Source organism: Pseudomonas sp. MYb541 (assembly GCF_037479595.1).
GTDB lineage: Bacteria > Pseudomonadota > Gammaproteobacteria > Pseudomonadales > Pseudomonadaceae > Aquipseudomonas > Aquipseudomonas canadensis.
Window position 1 is genome coordinate 72,754 of sequence record NZ_JBBGYS010000016.1, and the last position, 20,862, is coordinate 93,615.

Below are 20,862 nucleotides of genomic sequence, written 5' to 3' on the forward strand. Positions count from 1 at the left end.
CATGCTTTCCAACCCAAACATCGATCTGGTTTCGCGCTTTCTTCGCCTGCCTCTGGAACAGCGCCAGCAGTTTTACCAACGCCTGCAAAGCCGGGGCATGAGCTTCGCCCAACTGCCGATTGCCTCGATCCGCGAGGACGGCCAGCACCTGCCGCTGTCCTACGCCCAGGAACGCCAATGGTTTCTCTGGCAGTTGGACCCGGACAGTGCCGCCTATCACGTCCCTGGTGCCCTGCGCCTGAGCGGGTGCCTGGACAAGGCGGCCCTGCAACGCAGCTTCGACACCCTGGTGGCACGTCATGAAAGCCTGCGCACCCGTCTGCATCTGGACGGTGAGCAACGTGCCCAGGCAGTACTCCCACAGGCTGTCATCGAGATCGCCGAAAGCGCGGTTGACGAGGCAAACCTCAAGGCATCGGTAGAAGCTGAAATCGCCCGTCCCTTCGATTTGCAGCAGGGGCCTTTGCTGCGTGTCAGCTTGCTTGCACTGAGTGACCAGGAGCACGTGCTGGTATTGGTGCAACACCATATCGTCTCCGACGGTTGGTCGATGGGCGTGATGGTGCAGGAACTGATGCAGCTCTACGCCGCCTACAGCCAGGGGCAGGACTGTGCCTTGGCGCCGCTGCCGATCCAGTACGCCGACTACGCGCTATGGCAACGCAGTTGGATGGAAGCGGGGGAGAAGGCCCGTCAGTTGACGTATTGGCGTGAACTGCTCAGCGGCACGCAGCCGGTGCTGGAACTGCCGTTCGACCAACCGCGTCCGGCGCAACAGAGCTTTCGTGGCGCGCGTCAGGATATTGCGCTGGAACCGGCATTGGTCGAGGGGTTGAAGGCCCTGGCCCAGCGCGAAGGCGTGACGATGTTCATGCTGTTGCTGGCGTCCTTCCAAGCGTTTCTGTACCGCTACAGCGGCCAGCCGGATATTCGCGTCGGCGTGCCGATTGCCAACCGCAATCGCGTCGAGACCGAGTCGCTGATTGGCTTCTTCGTCAATACGCAAGTACTCAAGGCCGACCTCGATGGCCAAATGAGCTTTGCCCAGTTGCTGCAGCACACCAAGCGCCGTGCGTTGGAGGCCCAGGCCCACCAGGACCTGCCCTTCGAACAGTTGGTGGAAGCGCTGCAACCCGAGCGCAGCCTGAGCCACAACCCGCTGTTCCAGGTGATGTTCAACCATCAGGCCCGTTCGCATTCCGCAGGACAGCAACTGCCTGGCCTGAGCGTGGCCAACCTGGAGTTGGACAGCCACAGCGCCCAGTTCGACCTGAGCCTGGATACCCAGGAAAGCGGCGAGGGCATCTGGGCCTCGTTGACCTATGCCACCGACCTGTTCAGCGCCGCGACTGTCGCGCGGATGGGTGAGCATTGGCTGGGCCTGCTGCGTGACGCGGTGGCGAACAGCGCATTGCCTTTGCAGGACCTGGCGACGCTCGACGCCCATGAGCGCGAGCACATCCTGTATCAATGGAACGCCACCGAGCGCGGCTATCCGCAAGGGCAGTGGGTGCACCAGTTAATCGAAGCCCAGGCGCTGGCACGGCCAGATGCGCCGGCGTTGTGCTTCAACGACCTGTCCCTGAGCTACGCTGAACTGAATAGCCGCGCCAACCGCTTGGCCCATCGCCTGATTGAAGCCGGCGTAGGGCCGGACGTGCTGGTAGGGTTGGCCGTGGAGCGCTCCATCGACATGGTGGTCGGCTTGCTGGCCGCACTCAAGGCCGGGGGCGCCTATGTGCCGCTGGACCCGGAATACCCGCGTGATCGCTTGGCGTACATGCTGGAAGACAGTGGCGTGAAACTGCTGCTGACCCAGGCGCATCTGCGTGATCAGTTGCCGACTCCCCAAGGTCTGGAAACCCTGGTGTTGGGTGAGTCGGATTACTCAGGCTACAGCGACGCCAACCCCGGCATTGCCCTGGACGGCGAAAACCTGGCCTATGTCATCTACACCTCAGGTTCCACCGGTCAGCCAAAAGGCGCGGGCAACCGTCATTCGGCGTTGCTCAACCGCCTGCAATGGATGCAGGAAGCCTATGGCCTGGACGCCGGCGATACCGTGCTGCAAAAGACCCCGTTCAGCTTCGACGTGTCGGTGTGGGAATTCTTCTGGCCGCTGATGACTGGCGCGCGCCTGGTGGTCGCCGCGCCGGGTGATCACCGTGATCCGGCCAAGCTGATCAACCTGATCAATCAACAACAGGTCACCACGCTGCACTTTGTACCGTCGATGTTGCAGGCCTTCCTGCAGGATCCGGCGGTGTCGACCTGCCAGAGCCTGCAACGCATTGTGTGCAGTGGCGAGGCCTTGCCGGTGGATGCCCAGCAACAGGTTTTCGCCAAGCTGCCGCACGCCGGACTCTTCAACCTGTACGGCCCGACTGAAGCGGCCATCGACGTGACCCACTGGACTTGCGTGGACGAAGGCCGCGATGCGGTGCCGATCGGCCGTCCGATTGCCAACCTAGGCTGCTACATCCTCGACAGCAACTTCGAACCGGTGCCGGTAGGCGTGCTGGGTGAGTTGTACCTGGGTGGTATCGGCCTGGCGCGGGGTTACCACCGCCGACCGGCGCTCACCGCCGAACGTTTTGTCGCTCACCCGTTCGTCAAGGGCGAACGCCTGTACCGCACCGGCGACCTGGCGCGCTACCGAGACAACGGCGTGATCGAGTACGCCGGGCGTATCGACCATCAGGTCAAGCTGCGTGGCCTGCGCATCGAATTGGGTGAAATCGAAGCGCGCCTGCTGGAGCACGACTGGGTGCGTGAGGCCGCCGTGCTGGCGGTTGACGGTAAATACCTGGTCGGCTACCTGGTGCTGCAAAATGCCAGCGATGACTGGCGTGACGTGCTGGGCGTCCATCTCGGCCAGCACTTGCCGGACTATATGGTGCCCGCGCAATGGGTGCTGCTGGAGCAGATGCCCCTGAGTCCCAACGGCAAGCTGGACCGCAAGGCGCTGCCCAAACCCGAAGCCACTCACCACTACGAAGCGCCGCACAGTGCGCTGGAGCAACAGATCGCCGCGATTTGGGCCGACGTGCTGGGCGTTGAGCAGGTGGGTTTGAACGACAATTTCTTCGAGCGTGGCGGTGATTCGATCATCTCCATCCAGGTGGTCAGCCGCGCTCGGGCGGCCGGTATCCATTTCACCGCCAAGGCGCTGTTCCAGCACCAGACGGTGCGCAGCCTGGCCCGCGTGGCGCAGTTGCAGACGGCACAGGTGATCGACCAGGGCCCGGTGCAGGGCGCGACGCCGTTGCTGCCGTTCCAGCAACTGTTCTTCGATATGCACCTGCCGGACCGTCACCACTGGAACCAGTCCTTGCTGCTGACGCCACGCCAGCCTCTGCTGGCCGAGCCATTGGAAGCTGCGCTGCAAGCGCTCACCCTGCACCACGACGTGCTGCGCCTGAGTTTCAGCCAGCAAGCCGAAGGCTGGACTGCGCGGCATGATGCGCAACCTGTAACGCTGCTATGGCAGGCCAGTGTGCAGGACGCCGCCGAACTGCAAGCCCTGTGCGAGCGCGCCCAGCGCAGCCTCGACCTGCAACAAGGCCCATTATTGCGTGCGGTACTCGCAGAAATGGCTGACGGCTCCCAGCGCCTGCTGTTGGTCATGCACCACCTGGTGGTGGACGGTGTCTCCTGGCGGGTGTTCCTCGAGGACCTGCAAAGCCTGTATCGCCAGCAGAAATTGCCGGCCAAAACGTCTTCGTTCAAGGCCTGGGCCGAGCGTTTGCAGGCGCATGCCCGCAGCGAATCGATCGAGCCGGAAAAAGCCTTCTGGCTGCAACAGCTACAAGGCGTGCCTGCCGATTTGCCCTGCCGTGATCCCCAAGGCGCACGTCCCGGCCGTCTGGCCCAGACGGTGGTCAGCCAACTGGATGCCGAGCGCACCCGGCAATTGCTGCAACAGGCGCCCACGGCGTATCGCACTCAGATCAACGACCTGCTACTGACCGCCTTGGCACGCGTCATCTGCCAATGGACCGGGCAAGCCTCCAGCCTGATCCAGCTGGAAGGCCATGGCCGTGAAGACCTGTTCGACGACATCGACCTGACCCGCACCCTGGGCTGGTTCACCAGCCTGTTCCCGGTGCGCCTGACCCCGGCCGAATCCCTGGCCACCTCGATCAAACAGGTCAAGGAGCAACTGCGTGCCGTGCCGGACAAAGGCCTGGGTTTCGGCGCGCTGCGTTACCTGGGTGACGACGCCACGCGCCAGGCGTTCAGCGCGCTGCCGGTGCCGCGCATTACCTTCAACTACCTGGGCCAGTTCGACGGCAGCTTTGACCAGCCGGACGGCCTGTTCACACCAGCTTCGGAAAACGCTGGCGCCGAACAGAGCCCGGATGCGCCACTGGGCAACTGGTTGACCCTCAACGGCCAGGTGTACGGCGGCGAACTGCAAATGGGTTGGACCTTCAGCCCGCTGATGTTCGACGCGCCGCAGATCGAAGCCTTGAGCCAGGCCTTCACCCGCGAACTGACGGCATTGGTTGAACACTGCTGCACCCCTGGCAACAACGGCGTGACGGCGTCCGACTTCCCGTTGTCGCGCCTGAACCAGCAGCAGTTGGAATCCTTGCCGTTGGCCGCCGATGCCGTTGAAGACATCTACACCCTGTCGCCGATGCAGCAGGGCATGTTGTTCCACACCCTGTATGAACAGACTGCCGGCGACTACATCAACCAGATCCGCGTGACGGCCGATGGCCTGGACGTGGCGCGGTTCCAGCAAGCTTGGGATGCCACGGTGCAAGCCCACGATGTACTGCGCAGCGGGTTCTTTTGGGAGGGCCAGCTCGAATGGCCGTGCCAAGTGGTCTATCGCGAGGCTCGGTTGCCGATCGAACACCTCGATTGGCGCGCGATGCCGGAGCGCGAACTGGAATTGCAGAACCTTCAGGAGGCCCAGCGCCGCCAGGGCTTCAATCTGGCCAAGGCGCCCCTGGTGCGCCTGGTGCTGGTGCGCACCGATGAGCAACGCCATGAACTGATCTACACCAGCCATCACATCTTGATGGATGGGTGGAGCAATTCGCGGCTGTTCGGCGAAGTGCTGCAACGTTATGCCGGTGTCGCAGTGCCTGAAGCGGCCGGGCGTTATCGCGACTACATCGGCTGGCTGCAGCAGCGTGATGCCGCAGCGACTGAAACTTTCTGGCGCGAACAACTGAGCGTTCTGCAAGCACCCACGCGCCTGGGCAGCAGCCAGCCGACGGCGGCGGAGGGGCATGGCGAGCATCAGCTCAGCCTGGATCGCGCACTGACTGAACGGCTTGAAGCCTTCGCGCGCAATCACAAGGTCACGCTCAACACCCTGATCCAGGCGGCGTGGCTGGTCCTGTTGCAGCGCCATAGCGGGCAGCCGGTGGTGTCCTTCGGTGCCACCGTGGCCGGGCGCCCGGCAGAGTTGGCGGGGGTGGAGCAGCAGATCGGGCTGTTCATCAACACCCTGCCGGTGATCTGCGCAGTGGACGCCCAGCACACCGTGGCCGACTGGCTGCAAGCGGTGCAGGCGCAGAACCTGGCGTTGCGTGAGCATGAACACACCGGGCTGTACGATATCCAGCGCTGGGCCGGGCAGGGCGGTGAAGCCTTGTTCGACAACATCCTGGTGTTTGAAAACTATCCGGTGTCCAAGGCCCTGGAGCAGGGCGGTGGCAGTGGCATCCGTTTCGGCCTGACGGATTCTCGCGAACAAACCAACTTTCCGCTGACGGTGCTGGTGGATGTCGGTGACACGCTGTCGGTGCAATTCAGCTATGCGCGTGCGCATTTCAACGCAGTCACGGTGCAAACCTATGGCCGCCATTTGGTCAACCTGCTGCAAGCCATGCTCGAAGGCGACCAACAACGCCTGGGCGACCTGGCAATGCTGGAGGTGGCGGAACGCCAACAAGTGGTCGTTGACTGGAACGCCACGGCGCAGGACTACCCGCTACAGCACTGTGTGCATCAACTGATTGAACAACAGGTGGCGCGCACGCCGGACGCTGCGGCGCTGGTGTTTGCCGAGCAGCGCTTGAGCTATGACGAGCTGAACCGGCGTGCCAATCGCCTGGCTCATCGATTGATCGAGGCCGGTGTGGGCCCGGACGTGCTGGTGGGCCTGGCGGTAGAGCGTTCGATTGAAATGGTGGTAGGCCTGCTTGCGGTGCTTAAGGCCGGTGGCGCCTATGTGCCGCTGGACCCGGAATACCCGCGTGATCGTTTGGCGTACATGCTCGACGACAGCGGCGTGAAACTGCTGCTGACCCAGGCGCATCTGCTTGAGCAACTGCCGATTCCGCAAGGCTTGAATAGCCTGGTGCTGGGTGAAGCCGCGTTCGAAGGCTACAGCGACGCCAATCCTGAAATTGTGGTGAACGGCGAAAATCTCGCCTATGTGATCTACACCTCAGGCTCCACCGGCCAACCCAAAGGCGCCGGCAACCGTCATTCGGCCCTGGCCAACCGCCTGCAGTGGATGCAGGAGGCTTACGGCCTGGATGTGAGCGATACCGTGTTGCAAAAGACCCCGTTCAGCTTCGACGTTTCGGTGTGGGAGTTCTTCTGGCCGCTGATGACTGGCTCACGCCTGGTGGTTGCGGCGCCGGGCGCTCACCGGGATCCGGCCAAGTTGATCAAGCTGATCAATACAGAACAGGTCACCACGCTGCACTTTGTGCCGTCGATGTTGCAGGCCTTCCTGCAAGACCCGACGGTTGCGACCTGTCACACCCTGCACCGCATCGTGTGCAGCGGCGAGGCCTTGCCGGTGGACGCCCAGCAGCAGGTCTTCGCCAAGCTGCCCCAGGCCGGGCTCTACAACCTGTATGGTCCGACCGAAGCCGCCATCGACGTGACCCACTGGACCTGTGTCGATGAAGGCCGCGATGCAGTGCCGATTGGTCGCCCGATTGCCAATCTCGGGTGCTACATCCTCGACAGCAACTTCGAGCCGGTGCCGGTCGGCGTGCTGGGCGAGTTGTACCTGGGCGGCATCGGCCTGGCGCGCGGTTACCATCGTCGTCCAGCACTGACTGCCGAGCGTTTTGTTGCCCACCCGTTCGTCAAGGGCGAGCGCCTGTACCGAACGGGCGACTTGGCGCGTTACCGCGAAGACGGTGTGATCGAGTACGCCGGGCGTATCGACCATCAGGTCAAGCTGCGTGGCCTGCGCATCGAGTTGGGCGAAATCGAAGCGCGCCTGCTGGAACACGACTGGGTGCGTGAGGCCGCCGTACTGGCGGTGGATGGCAAGTTCCTGGTGGGCTACCTGGTGCTGCAAAACGCCGATGACGACTGGCGCGATGTGCTAAGCGCCCATCTGGCGCAACAGCTGCCGGACTACATGGTCCCGGCCCAGTGGATGGTGTTGGAGCAGATGCCCCTGAGCCCCAACGGCAAGCTGGACCGCAAAGCCCTGCCGAAAGCCGACGCCAGCCTGCAAGCCCGGGAGTACGTCGCCCCGAACAGCGAACTGGAGCAACAGATTGCCGCGATCTGGGCCGAAGTGCTGGACGTGGAGCGGGTGGGCCTGCACGACAACTTCTTCGAGCTGGGCGGGCATTCCCTGCTGGCAACCCAGGTGGTGGTGCGCCTGCGCGAGCAGTTGCACGCCGAATTCGACGTCAAATCGATTTTCACCACGCCGACCCTGGCCGAGTTCAGTGCCCATGTCGCCGCCCAGCAAACAAATAATTCGCCGGTGCAGGACGCATTGGCTAAATCCTTGGAGGCCCTCAAACGTCTATCAGCAGAAGATTTGGATAAATTGATTTCCTGAGGGGCGTGGCGTGCAAGCATTAATCGAGTCGGTAGGGTCACTTTCGGCGCAACAAAAGAAAGCGTTGGCGGTAATGCTCAAGCAGCAAGGCATCAACCTGTTTGAGATTGCCCCGGTTTTCAAGCGTCAGGAAGGTGAACCCCTTCGACTCTCTTATGCCCAGGAGCGCCAGTGGTTTTTGTGGCAGTTGGAGCCGCAAAGCCCGGCCTACCACCTGCCGCGCGCCCTGCGGTTGAAAGGCCGCCTTGACCGGGCGGCCTTGCAACGCAGCTTCGACAGCCTGATCGCCCGCCACGAAAGCCTGCGCACCTACTTGCAAGAGGATCTTGACCAGGTGCTGCAAGTGGTCAGGCCTGAATTGCAGCTGGATATCCCCCTCGAAACGGGTGACGCCGCGCAGCTTGAAGCGCAGGTGCAAGCGGAGGTCGCCAAGCCCTTTGATCTGCAACAAGGCCCGCTGCTGCGGGTCAAGTTGCTGCAGGTGGCGCCCGATGATCACGTGTTGGTGCTGGTGTTGCACCACATCGTCTCCGATGGTTGGTCGATGCAGGTGATGGTCGACGAACTGGTGCAGTTGTACGTCGCCTACAGCCAGGGCCAAGACCTGCGCCTGCCGGACTTGCCGATTCAATACCCGGACTACGCCTTGTGGCAGCGCAGTTGGATGGAAGCCGGCGAAAAGGAGCGTCAGCTCGGTTATTGGTGCGAGCGGTTAGGCGGCGAGCAGCCGGTGTTGGAGTTGCCGCTTGATCACCCGCGTCCGGCCGTGCAGAGCTACCGCGGTGCGCGCCTGGACATTGGCCTGGACGCAGCACTGGTCACGGGCCTCAAGGCGTTGGCCCAGCGCGAAGGCGTGACGCTGTTCATGTTGTTGCTGGCATCGTTCCAGACCCTGTTGTATCGCTACAGCGGGCAGTCGGACATCCGCATTGGCGTGCCGATTGCCAACCGCAATCGGTCGGAAACCGAGCGGTTGATCGGCTTTTTCGTCAACACCCAGGTACTCAAGGCCGACATCGACGGTCAAATGACCTTCAGTCAGTTGCTGGCCCAGGTCAAGCAACGTGCGCTGGAGGCCCAGAGTCATCAGGACCTGCCGTTCGAACAGTTGGTGGAGGCCTTGCAGCCCGAGCGCAGCCTGAGCCACAACCCACTGTTCCAAGTGATGTTCAACCATCAGACCGAAGGCCGTCGGGTACGTGGTGAGCAGCAGTTGCCGGGGCTGGCGGTGGAAGCCTTGGAGTGGGACAGCCTGAGTGCGCAGTTCGACCTGAGCCTGGATACCCAGGAATCGCCCGAAGGCATTTGGGCGTCGCTGACCTATGCCACTGACCTGTTCGACGTGGCGACCGTGCAGCGCATGGCTGAGCATTGGCAAACGTTGTTGCGTTCAGTGGTCGGGCGCGCCAGCAATCGCATTGCGCAACTCGCGATGCTGGTCGACGACGAGCAACGCCGGTTGTTGCAAGACTGGAACCACAGCGCGGCGGCGTTTGAGGACCTTGTGGGTGTACAGGGATTGTTTGAAGCCCAGGTTCAGCAGCATCCCGACGCAGTTGCCTTGTGCCTGGACGATCAGTCCATCAGTTACGCTGAGCTGAACCGTCAGGCCAATCGTCTGGCCCATCACTTGATCAGTCTGGGCATTGGCCCGGAAGTGTTGGTGGGCGTAGCGGTCGAGCGTTCGTTCGATATGGTGGTGAGCCTGCTGGCGGTGCTCAAGGCCGGCGGCGCCTACGTGCCGCTGGACCCGCAATACCCGCGTGAACGCCTGCTGCATATGCTCGAAGACAGCGGCGTGCGCCTGGTGCTGACCCAGGCCCATGTGCCGATGCCATTGCCCGAAGGCATGGCGACGCTGGACCTGGCGGATGCGCGCCTGGCGCTGTGCCCTGAGCGCGACCCGCAGGTAGCGGTCTCGCCGCAAAACCTGGCCTACGTAATCTACACCTCGGGCTCCACCGGCAAGCCCAAGGGCGTGGCGATCAACCATGCGGCACTCACCGAGTTTTCCAGCATTGCCGCGGGTTATTCGCGGTTGACCCCTGAAGATCGCGTGCTTCAATTCGCGACCCTTAACTTCGACGGTTTCGTCGAGCAGCTGTACCCGGCATTGACCCACGGCGCCACCGTGGTGCTGCGCGGTCCGGAGTTGTGGGACAGCGCGCGGTTGTACGATGAAATCATCGCCCAGGGCATTACCCTGGCCGACTTGCCGACCGCCTATTGGAACCTGTTCCTGCTCGACTGCCTGGCCGCCGGCCCGCGTTCCTACGGCGCGCTTCGCCAGATCCACATCGGCGGCGAAGCCATGCCGCTGGACGGTCCGGCACAGTGGTTGAACGCCGGGCTCGGCCATGTGCGTTTGCTCAACACCTATGGCCCGACCGAAGCCACCGTGGTATCGAGCGTGCTGGACTGCACGGCGGGCACCGAACTGATCGGCGCCACCGCCAGCCCGATTGGCCGCGCGCTGCCAGGTCGCGCGTTGTATGTACTGGATCGCGATCTGAACCTGGCACCGTTGGGCGCCGTGGGCGAGTTGTATATCGGCAGCCGCTGTGGCCTGGCGCGTGCCTATCTGAACCGTGCGTTGCTGACGGCTGAGCGTTTTGTGCCGGACCCTTTCGGTGAGACCAGCGAGCGTCTGTACCGTACCGGTGACCTGGCACGCTACCGCGCTGACGGTGTAATCGAGTACGTCGGCCGGGTCGACCATCAAGTGAAAATCCGTGGTTTCCGCATCGAGCTGGGTGAAATCGAAGCGCTGTTGCTGGCCCAGGCGGGCGTGCGTGAGACGCTGGTGTTGGCGGCCGACAACCAGCTCGTTGCTTATTTGGTTGCCGAGCAAAACGACGCCGAAGCGCTCAAGTCGATCCTGCGTGAACAATTACCGGATTACTTGGTGCCTGCGCACCTGATCTTCCTTGAACGCATGCCGCTGAACCCGAACGGCAAGCTGGACCGCCAGGCACTGCCCAAGCCGGATGCCAGCCAATCGCAGCAGGTGTGGGTCGCGCCGGTCACCGAACTGGAGCAGCAAGTCGCCGCAGTGTGGGCCGATATTCTCGGCGCCGAGCGGGTAGGGCTGACTGACCACTTCTTTGAGATGGGCGGGCATTCGTTGTTGGCGATGCAGGTGGTGTCGCGCCTGCGTCATGCATTGGGGCGTGAAGTCCCGCTGAAACTGATGTTCGAGCAACCGCGCCTTGAAGGTTTTGCCGCCACCCTGCACGCACTGGAGGCGCCGGAAGGTGAGCAGGCGCCGCCGCTGCTGGCGGTCGGCCGCGAACACCCACTGCCGCTGTCTTACGCCCAGGAGCGCCAGTGGTTTCTCTGGCAGTTGGACCCGGACAGCGCTGCGTACCATATCCCCAGCGCCTTGCGCCTCAAGGGGGCTTTGGATGTCTCGGCGCTGCAACGCAGTTTCGAGGCCCTGGTGGCGCGCCATGAAAGCCTGCGCACCCATGTGCAAGTGCAGCCGGAGGGCGCGCGGCAAGTGATTCGAACTGATGCCGCCTTGCCGATCAGGTTGGGCGAGGTCAACGAGGCCGACCTACAGGCCCAGGTCGAGGCCGAGATCGCCCGGCCATTCGATTTGCAAGAAGGGCCGTTGTTGCGCGTGACCCTCCTGCGCCTGGCCGAAGACGACCATGTGTTGGTGCTGGTGCAGCATCACATTGTGTCCGATGGTTGGTCGATGCAAGTGATGGTCGATGAGTGGGTGCAGTTGTATGCCGCATTCAGCCAGGGCCGGACGCCAGACCTGCCGGGTATGCCGATCCAGTACGCCGACTATGCCGTGTGGCAACGCACCTGGATGGAGGCTGGGGAAAAGGTCCGCCAACTCGATTACTGGCGTGACCTGCTCGGCGGTGAACAACCCGTACTGGAATTGCCGTTCGACCATCAGCGCCCGGCACAACAGAGCCATCGCGGCGCGCGCCTGGACGTAGCGCTGCCGACCACCCTGGCCGCCGAGCTCAAGGCCTTGGCCCAGGCGCAGGGCGTGACCCTGTTCATGCTGCTGCTGGCCTCGTTCCAGACCTTGTTGCACCGCTACAGCGGCCAGCAGGACATTCGGGTCGGCGTGCCAATCGCCAATCGCAACCGGGTCGAGACCGAGCGGCTGATCGGCTTTTTCGTCAATACCCAGGTGCTCAAGGCCGATATCGATGGGCAGACCACCGTTGCCCAGTTGCTGGCCCAGGTCAAGCAGCGCGCGCTGGAAGCCCAGGCGCATCAGGACCTGCCGTTCGAGCAACTGGTCGAGGCCCTGCAGCCCGAGCGTAGCCTGAGTCTCAACCCGCTGTTCCAGGTGATGTTCAACTTCCAGGCCGAAGGTCGTACCAGTGATGAACCCCAGGCGCTGGCGCAGTTGCGCATCGAAGGCTTGGCGTGGGACCGGCGTACCGCCCATTTCGACCTTGACCTGGATGTCCAGCAAAGTCCGGACGGGCTCTGGGCGTCGCTGGGGTATGCCACCGACCTGTTCGAAGCGTCGACCATCGAACGCATGGCGCGGCATTGGCAGAACCTGTTGCAGGCGATGGTTGCCGATCAAGAGCAAACCATCGCGCAGCTGAACCTGCTTGACTTTGATGAGCAGCAACACATTCTTCAACTGTGGAATCAGGCAGATGCAGGCTTCTCGGCCGAGCGTCTTGTGCATGAATTGGTAGCCGATCGCGCCAGGGAAAATCCGCATGCGATCGCGGTCAAATTCGACGCGCAAACCCTTAACTATGGCGAGCTGGACAGCCAGGCCAATCGCCTGGCCCACGCCTTGATCGCCCGTGGCGTCGGCCCGGAAGTGCGCGTGGCGATCGCCATGCCGCGCAGCGCCGAAAGCCTGGTGGCGTTCCTCGCGGTGATGAAAGCCGGTGGCGTGTATGTGCCGCTGGACATCGAATACCCGCGTGACCGCCTGCTGTACATGATGCAAGACAGCCGTGCGCAATTGTTGCTGACCCATAGCAGCGCGTTGCAGCAACTGCCGATTCCCGAGGGCTTGGACACCCTGGCGATTGATCGCACCGAAGACTGGGCGGATCACGCCGACACGGCGCCAGAAGTGGCATTGGACGGCGATAACCTGGCCTACGTGATCTACACCTCCGGCTCCACCGGCATGCCCAAGGGCGTGGCGGTGTCCCATGGCCCGTTGGTGGCGCACATCATCGCGACCGGCGAGCGCTATGAAACCAGCCCGTCTGACTGTGAACTGCACTTCATGTCGTTCGCCTTCGACGGCTCCCACGAAGGCTGGATGCACCCGCTGATCAACGGCGCCAGCGTGCTGGTCCGTGATGACAGCCTGTGGCTGCCCGAATACACCTACGCACAAATGCACCGCCACAATGTGACCATGGCCGTGTTCCCACCCGTTTACTTGCAGCAACTGGCCGAGCATGCCGAGCGTGACGGCAACCCACCCAAGGTGCGTGTGTACTGCTTTGGCGGTGATGCGGTAGCCCAGGCCAGCTACGACCTGGCCTGGCGCGCACTCAAGCCGACCTATCTGTTCAACGGTTACGGCCCGACTGAAACCGTGGTCACACCGTTGCTGTGGAAAGCCCGCCGTGGTGATCCATGCGGCGCGGTTTATGCCCCCATCGGCACGTTATTGGGCAACCGCAGCGGCTACGTACTCGACTCGCAACTCAACCTGCAACCCATCGGCGTGGCTGGCGAGTTGTACCTGGGCGGCGAGGGCGTGGCACGGGGTTATCTGGAACGGCCGGCACTGACTGCCGAGCGTTTCGTGCCGGACCCATTCGGCAAACCTGGCAGCCGCGTGTATCGCAGCGGCGACCTGACCCGTGGCCGTCCGGATGGCGTGGTGGATTACCTCGGGCGTGTCGACCATCAGGTGAAGATCCGTGGTTTCCGTATCGAACTGGGCGAGATCGAAGCGCGCCTGCGTGAGCAGGACAACGTTGGCGAAACCGTGGTGGTCGCCCAGGACGGTCCGACCGGCAAACAACTGGTGGCGTATGTCGTGCCGGCCGAGGGCCCGCTCGCCAATGAAACCCAATTGCGCGAAACCTTGCGCCGTGCGCTGAAAACCCATCTGCCGGATTACATGGTGCCCGCGCACTTCATGTTCCTGGCGCAGATGCCATTGACTCCCAACGGCAAGCTTGACCGCAAGGGCTTGCCGCAGCCGGACACCGCGCAGTCGCAAGGCGTCTGGGTTGAGCCGGTAACGCCGTTGCAGCAGCAGGTCGCGGCGATCTGGGCGCAGGTGTTGGGGGCCGAGCGTATCGGCCTGAACGATCACTTCTTCGAGCTGGGCGGGCATTCGTTGCTGGCCATGCAGGTGATCTCGCGTGTGCGGCAACTGCTTGGACGAGAGGTCGCCTTGCGCACCTTGTTCGAGGCGCCGCAGTTGGAAGGCTTTGTGTTGGCCTTGCAGGCTGCGGACCAGACGCTGGCGCCGCCGATGCTGGCGGTCGGGCGTGACCAGCCGTTGGCGCTGTCGTTTGCTCAGGAACGCCAGTGGTTCCTTTGGCAACTGGACCCGCACAGCGCGGCTTACCATATTCCCAGCGTGTTGCGCCTGAACGGGCACTTGGATCAACAGGCCTTGCAGCGCAGCTTCGACGCATTGGTGATGCGTCATGAGAGCTTACGTACCCAGGTCCACCAGGACGGCGAGCGTGCGGTTCAAGTGATTCGCCCAGCCACTGCGCTGGTGATTGCACGGGCAGATGCCGACGCCGCCCATCTTCAACAGCAGGTCGAAGCCGAGATTGCCCGGCCCTTCGACTTGCAGAGTGGCCCACTGCTGCGCGTTACCTTGCTGCGCCTGACTGACGATGAACATGTGCTGGTGCTGGTGCAGCATCACATCGTGACAGACGGCTGGTCGATGCAAGTGATGGTCGACGAGTTGGTACAGCTATACGCCGCCTACAGCCAGGGCCAGACGCCGCAGTTGCCGGAACTGGCGCTGCAATACGCCGATTACGCGCACTGGCAGCGCCAGTGGATGGCGGCGGGCGAGCGCGAACGTCAATTGGCGTATTGGCAGCAACTGTTAGGCGGCGAACAGCCGGTGCTGGAACTACCCACTGCGAATGCGCGGCCGGCGGTGCAAAGCTACCGTGGCGCCAGCCTGCAACTTGAATTGCCGCCCGCGCTGGCGGCCGGGCTCAATGCTCTGGCGCAGCGTGAAGGCGTCACGTTGTTCATGGTGTTGCTAGCGTCTTTCCAGAGTCTGCTGTACCGCTACAGTGGCCAGCAGGACATCCGCGTCGGTGTGCCAATCGCCAACCGCAGCCGGGTTGAGGTGGAGCGCCTTGTCGGGTTCTTCGTCAACACTCAGGTGTTCAAGGCGGATATCGATGGGCAGCTCTCTGTCGGCCAATTGTTGCAGCAGGTCAAGCGCCGCAGCCTGGACGCCCAGAGCCATCAGGACCTGCCGTTCGAGCAATTGGTGGAGGCCCTGCAACCAGAGCGCAGCCTCAGCCATAACCCGCTGTTCCAGGTGATGTTCAACCACCAGAGTGAGGCGGGGCTGATGACGTCGGGGCAGTCACTGCCGGACTTGCGCGTAGAAGGGCTGGATTGGGGCAGCCAGACCGCGCAGTTCGACCTGAGCCTGGACACCCAGGCTTCGGCGGAGGGTATCCACGCCACCCTGACGTACGCGACCGACCTGTTTGCGCCCGCCGTTCTCGAGCGCATGCTGGCCCATTGGCAGAACCTGTTGTGGGGCATGCTGGATGATCCGCAACAGCGGGTCAGCCAATTGCCGCTGCTGGAGCCTGTCGAACAGCAGACCCTCGTAAGGCAATGGAATGCCACGGCGCGCGACTATCCACAACAGCCGGTGCATCAATTGATCGAAGCGCAGGTTGCGCAGACGCCGGATGCCCCCGCACTGGTCTTCGCCGCGCAGCGCCTGAGCTATGCCGACTTGAACCGGCGCGCCAACCGCTTGGCCCATCGCTTGATCCAGGCTGGCGTCGGGCCGGACGTGTTGGTCGGATTGGTCGTGGAGCGTTCCATCGAGATGGTGGTCGGCCTGCTCGCCGTGCTCAAGGCCGGCGGTGCCTATGTGCCGCTGGACCCGGATTACCCGCCTGAGCGCCTGGCGTACATGCTTGAAGACAGCGGCGTGAAGCTGCTGTTGACCCAGTCCCACCTGCTGGAACAACTACCGCGTGCCGAAGGCATCGAATGCCTGTTGCTGGGTGACTCTGGGTTCGAAGACTTCCCTGACACCAATCCCGGCCTTGCGCTGGACGGCGAGAACCTCGCGTACGTGATCTACACCTCCGGCTCCACCGGCCAGCCCAAGGGCGCGGGCAACCGCCATTCGGCGTTGACCAACCGCTTGTGCTGGATGCAAGAGGCCTACCACTTGACCCCTCGCGATACGGTGTTGCAGAAGACACCGTTCAGCTTCGACGTGTCGGTTTGGGAGTTCTTCTGGCCGTTGATGACCGGTGCGCGCCTGGCGGTCGCGGCGCCAGGGGATCACCGTGATCCGGCGAGAATGGTGGCGCTGATCAACGCCGAACAGGTGACGACGCTGCACTTTGTGCCATCGATGCTGCAGGCGTTCATGCAGGATGCGGCGGTCTCCAGTTGCCAGAGCTTGCGCCGCATAGTGTGCAGCGGTGAAGCGTTGCCGGTGGACGCGCAGCAACAGGTCTTTGCCAAATTGCCTGCGGCCAGCCTGTACAACCTGTACGGGCCGACGGAAGCCGCCATCGACGTGACCCACTGGACCTGCGTCGATGAACAACGCGACACGGTACCCATCGGCCAGCCGATCGCCAATCTGCAGACCTACGTGCTGGATGCCCAGTTGCAAGCGGTGCCCGTCGGCGTGGCGGGCGAGTTGTACTTGGGCGGCCTGGGCTTGGCGCGCGGCTACCACCGCCGTCCCGCGCTGACCGCTGAACGTTTCATTGCCTCGCCGTTCGAGTCGGGGGCGCGCTTGTACCGCACGGGTGACCGTGTGCGCCAGCGCGCCGACGGTGTGATCGAATACCTCGGGCGCCTGGATCATCAGGTCAAGTTGCGTGGCCTGCGTATTGAGCTGGGTGAAATTGAAGCGCGCATCCTCGAAACCGCTGAAGTCCAAGAGGCGTCGGTGCAGGTGGTCGATGGCAAGCATCTGGTCGGCTACCTGGTGCTGCAAACGACCGGTGACCACTGGCGCGAACCGCTCAGTGCGCACCTTGCGGCGCATTTACCCGACTACATGGTTCCGGCGCAGTGGGTGTTGCTGGAACAGATGCCCCTGAGCCCGAACGGCAAACTGGACCGCAAGGCCTTGCCCAAGCCCGACGCGTCTCAGCACCAGCAGGTGTTCCGCGCGCCACACACCGAGCAAGAACAGCGCCTTGCAAAGATCTGGGGCGAGGTGTTGGACGTCGAGCGCGTTGGCCTGGATGACAACTTCTTTGAACTGGGCGGTCACTCGCTGCTGGTGTTGATGCTCAAGGAACGCATCCGCAAGGCCACCGGCAAGACGCTGTCGGTCAGCCAATTGATGCTTAACCCCACGGTCGCAGGGCAGGTGAATTGCCTGGGCAACGGCGCGGGGCAGTCGCTGATCGTCAAGCTCAACAGCCAGACCGAAGGCACGCCGCTGTTCCTGTTCCACCCAAGCTACGGCTCGGTACATTGCTACAAGGCCATCGGCCTGGCACTGCGCGAGCAGCGGCCGGTGATGGGCGTGATCTGCCGCGCGTTGGCCGAGGAGGGCAGCGCCGTACCGAGCTGGCAAGCGATGGTCGAGGACTACACCGGGCAATTGCTCGATGCGTTGCCCGAAGGTCGCTATCGTCTCGCGGGCTGGTCCATGGGCGGTAACCTTGCGATGGAAGTCGCCCATGCCTTGGAGCAAGCCGGGCGTGAGGTGGAAGTGGTCGGCTGGATCGATGCCTCGCCGCCTTACTGGCTCAAGGCTTACTGGGACGCAGCGGTGATTGCGGATGACGATGAACTGTCGGTCAACCAGCGCCGCGTTGAACTGTTGCAGGTGATGTTCCCGGCGTCGAGCCAGCAGATCCACACCGCCTGGTTGGACAGCCAGGCATTCTTCAGTGATCAAGCGCAGCAATGGCAGGCACTGGGCGCCTGGGCTGAAGAGGCGTTGGGCGAGACGTTCCGGGAAATCAAGGCAAGCTTGCTTGAGGGGGATGAAGCGCAGATCTCCTGGGAACTGGACCGCACCCTGGGCCAGCGGCTCAAGGACGCCGACTTCAAACCGCTCAAGGCGCCGATCCGCTGCTGGTGGGCCGCCGGCAGCCGTGCAGGCCAGCATCGCCAATTGATTGAAGCGACCATGGAGCAGGTGGTGGGCCAGGGGTGTGTCCAACAGTCGGTGCTGATCGACTCCACCCACGATCGCATCATCGATAACGCTGCGTTTGTGCAGAGCTTCGCCGATGCGATGAAGTAACGGTCGGCAGCAACCCAAGCCCCTGGCCTCTACGGCCAGGGGCTTTTTTGTGCCGGGTGTACGGGCCGGCAGGCACTAAAAAGCCCCTGGTCATTGCGCATGGCCAGGGGCTTGGTTGGAACGGCTAGCGTCTATGCATCAGAAGTTCCAGCGGGTGCTGAGCATGATGTTACGCGGGTCACCGTAGTAGACCGAATTGTAGAAGCCGATGTTGGTGTAGTACTTCTTGTCGAAGATGTTGTTGACATTGAGGCTGGCCGATACGTTCTCGGTGACCTGGTAACGGGCCATCAGGTCCACCAGCCACAGCGGATCCTGGGAGAGTTTATCCTGGCTGCCGGTGGTGTAGTTGTTGGTCAGCACCTTCCAGCCCGTACCCTGCCAGCGCACGCCGCTGCCCAGGGTCAGCTTGTCGAGGGCGCCGGTCAGCTTGTAGCTGGTGTAGAGGTTGATTTGGTCTTCCGGCTCCCAGGTCGAGAGTTTTTCACCGTCTTTGTCGCGCATGATCTTGTGCGTGTAGCCCGCCTGCAACTGCCAGCCGGGGGCCAGCTCGCCGGAGACTTCCGCTTCATAGCCCTTGGTCTTGGCCTCGGTGCCCTTGGACGCGTAGTCAAGACCAGGGTAGCTGTCGGGTATGTAGTCATTGTCGTCGATGGCACGGTTTTTCTCGTGTACTTCGAAGTAGGCGAGGCTGGCGTTGAGGCGGCCATCGAAGAATTCGCCCTTGAAGCCGACCTCATAGTTCTTGCCTTCATCCGGTTCGATCGGCTTGTTGTTGCGGTCGCGGTAGTCGTCCTGAGGCAGGTAGATCTCGGTGAAGCTGGCATAGGCCGAGAGGTTCTCGGTGAAGTCGTAGGTTAGGCCGGCGTAAGGCACGACCTTGCCGGTGTCCTTGACCTGGCTGGTGCCGCTGACCTCGTAGTTGTTGACTCGGGTACCCAGGATCAGGTGCCAGTCATCGGCCAGGCTGAAACGGCCGGTGATGTACTGGGCGCTCTGGCGGGTCAGCTCGTCGTTGCGCTTGGTCTGCGGGCCACGGTCAGGCTTGGGCGCGTCGCCGTCCCAATCGAAGTAATCGTGGCTGTTGTTGTAGTTGGTGGCGTTGGTGTAGTCGCGGCCCAGCCAGCGGGAGCGCGAGACCGAGGCGCCGACTACCAGTTCATGCTCGCGGCCGAACAGGCTGAACGGCCCGGTGGCGTAAAGGTCGCCGGTGTCGCTGGTGGTCTCGCCATTGTAGGTACGCGTAAGCAGCGAAGCCTTGCCGGTGGCTGCGTTCGGTGCTAGCAGGGCGGACAACGGTGCCTTGTAGCCGTTGATCTGGTGGTTGTACTGCGCCTTGCCAACCCAGCCGTTATCGAACGTATGTTCCAGGGTCGCGAACCCGGTGCGGGTGTACTGGGCCCACTTGCTGTACTTGGCGCCGTTGTTGAACGAACGCGAGGTGCTGATGCGGTTGCCCTCGGAATCATACAGCGACGCTGCCCCTGACCAGCTGGAGCCTTGTGGGTCGCTGTCCTGGTAGTCACCGCCGACGGTCAGCAGCGTGTCCGGCGCCAGATCGAATTCCAGGATGCCGTAGTACACGTTGGTCTTGCGCTGGTAGTGATCGAGGAACGTGTGTTTGTCCTGGTAGGCCGCCACCGCACGGCCGCGCACGTTGCCGGATTCGGTGAGCGGACCGCTCACATCCACTTCCGAGCGGTAGTTGTCCCAGGAACCGGCGCCCAGGTCGATGTAGCCCTTGAATTCCGAGGTCGGCTTCTTGCGGACCATGTTGATGGTGCCGCCAGGGCCACCGGCGCCGGTCAGCAGGCCGGTCGCGCCCTTGAGGATTTCGACGCGGTCGTAGATCACTGTGTCGGTCAGGGTGTGGCCGGACGAATACTGGGCGTCTTGCAGGATGGGAATGCCGTCGTACTGGAAGTTCTGGATGGCAAAGCCACGGGAGAAGTAGCTGGTGCGTTCGCTGTCATACGCGGCAACAGTGATGCCGGGGGTATGGCGCATCACGTCGTCGATCGACTTGAGGTTGAAGTCATCCATGGCCTGGCGGGTCACCACCGAGATCGATTGCGGCGTCTCCCGTGGCGTCAGCACCATGCGGGTCGCGGTCGCGATGGTTCCGGGTGTATAGGAACCCGAACCTTCGGTAATGGTGCCGAGCTGGTTGGCGGTCACCTGGGTGGCGCCCAGCTCCAGGGCGGACGAGCGGCCGGCAGTCAGTGTCATCGTGTTGCCTTGCAGGTCGAAGTTCACGCCGGTGCCGGTCAGCAGCGTGGTCATGGCCTGGCCAGGCTGCAACTTGCCCTTGACCTTGTGGCTGCGTTTGCCTTCGACGTCGGTCGGGCTGTACAGCACTTGCAGGTTGGCCTGCTTACCAAATTCTTGAAGAGCGCTACCCAGCGACTGTGCAGGGACATTCAGCTCGATCTCCTGCGCCTGAACATAACCGGCGACTGGCAGCGTCAGCGCAACGGCAATCGCGCCAGGTAGCACGTGGGTGTTCAAGAGGCGGCGCATGGAGAGTGCCTTGCTCAAGGGACTCAGACCAAATGTTGCTGGCATGGGTGAATTCTCTTCTAGGTATTTAGTGGGCAGATTTTAAATATTTGTTGGGGTTGGTTCTCATTACCACTAGTGAGACGTTCCTACC

At 62.8% G+C, this 20,862-nt stretch carries 3 protein-coding genes; 2 read left to right on the forward strand and 1 reads right to left on the reverse strand.

Annotated features, from left to right (window positions below; genetic code table 11):
• The first annotated feature begins 1 nt into the window (after window position 1).
• Both WH299_RS12225 and WH299_RS12230 read left to right on the forward strand, forming a co-directional pair.
• Window positions 2–7,783, forward strand: a complete 7,782-nt coding sequence (locus WH299_RS12225; protein WP_339550371.1) for an amino acid adenylation domain-containing protein — start codon at window positions 2–4, stop codon at window positions 7,781–7,783.
• Window positions 7,784–7,793: 10 nt separating this feature from the next.
• Window positions 7,794–18,209 (forward strand): amino acid adenylation domain-containing protein, encoded by a 10,416-nt coding sequence (locus WH299_RS12230; protein ID WP_445262706.1) that lies wholly within the window; start codon window positions 7,794–7,796, stop codon window positions 18,207–18,209.
• A 138-nt stretch (window positions 18,210–18,347) separates the two neighbouring features.
• Here WH299_RS12230 and WH299_RS12235 read toward each other — a convergent pair whose 3' ends face one another.
• The gene (locus WH299_RS12235) at window positions 18,348–20,729 is read right to left on the reverse strand and encodes a TonB-dependent siderophore receptor (protein WP_339550372.1); all 2,382 of its coding nucleotides are present in this window, start codon (window positions 20,727–20,729) and stop codon (window positions 18,348–18,350) included.
• Between the last annotated feature and the right edge of the window lie 133 nt (window positions 20,730–20,862).

Bases quoted from the DNA above. Each gene is read 5' to 3' on its own strand.
- WH299_RS12235 (WP_339550372.1), bottom strand. From the start codon at position 20,729: ATGCGCCGCCTCTTGAACACCCACGTGCTACCTGGCGCGATTGCCGTT.
- WH299_RS12225 (WP_339550371.1), top strand. From the start codon at position 2: ATGCTTTCCAACCCAAACATCGATCTGGTTTCGCGCTTTCTTCGCCTG.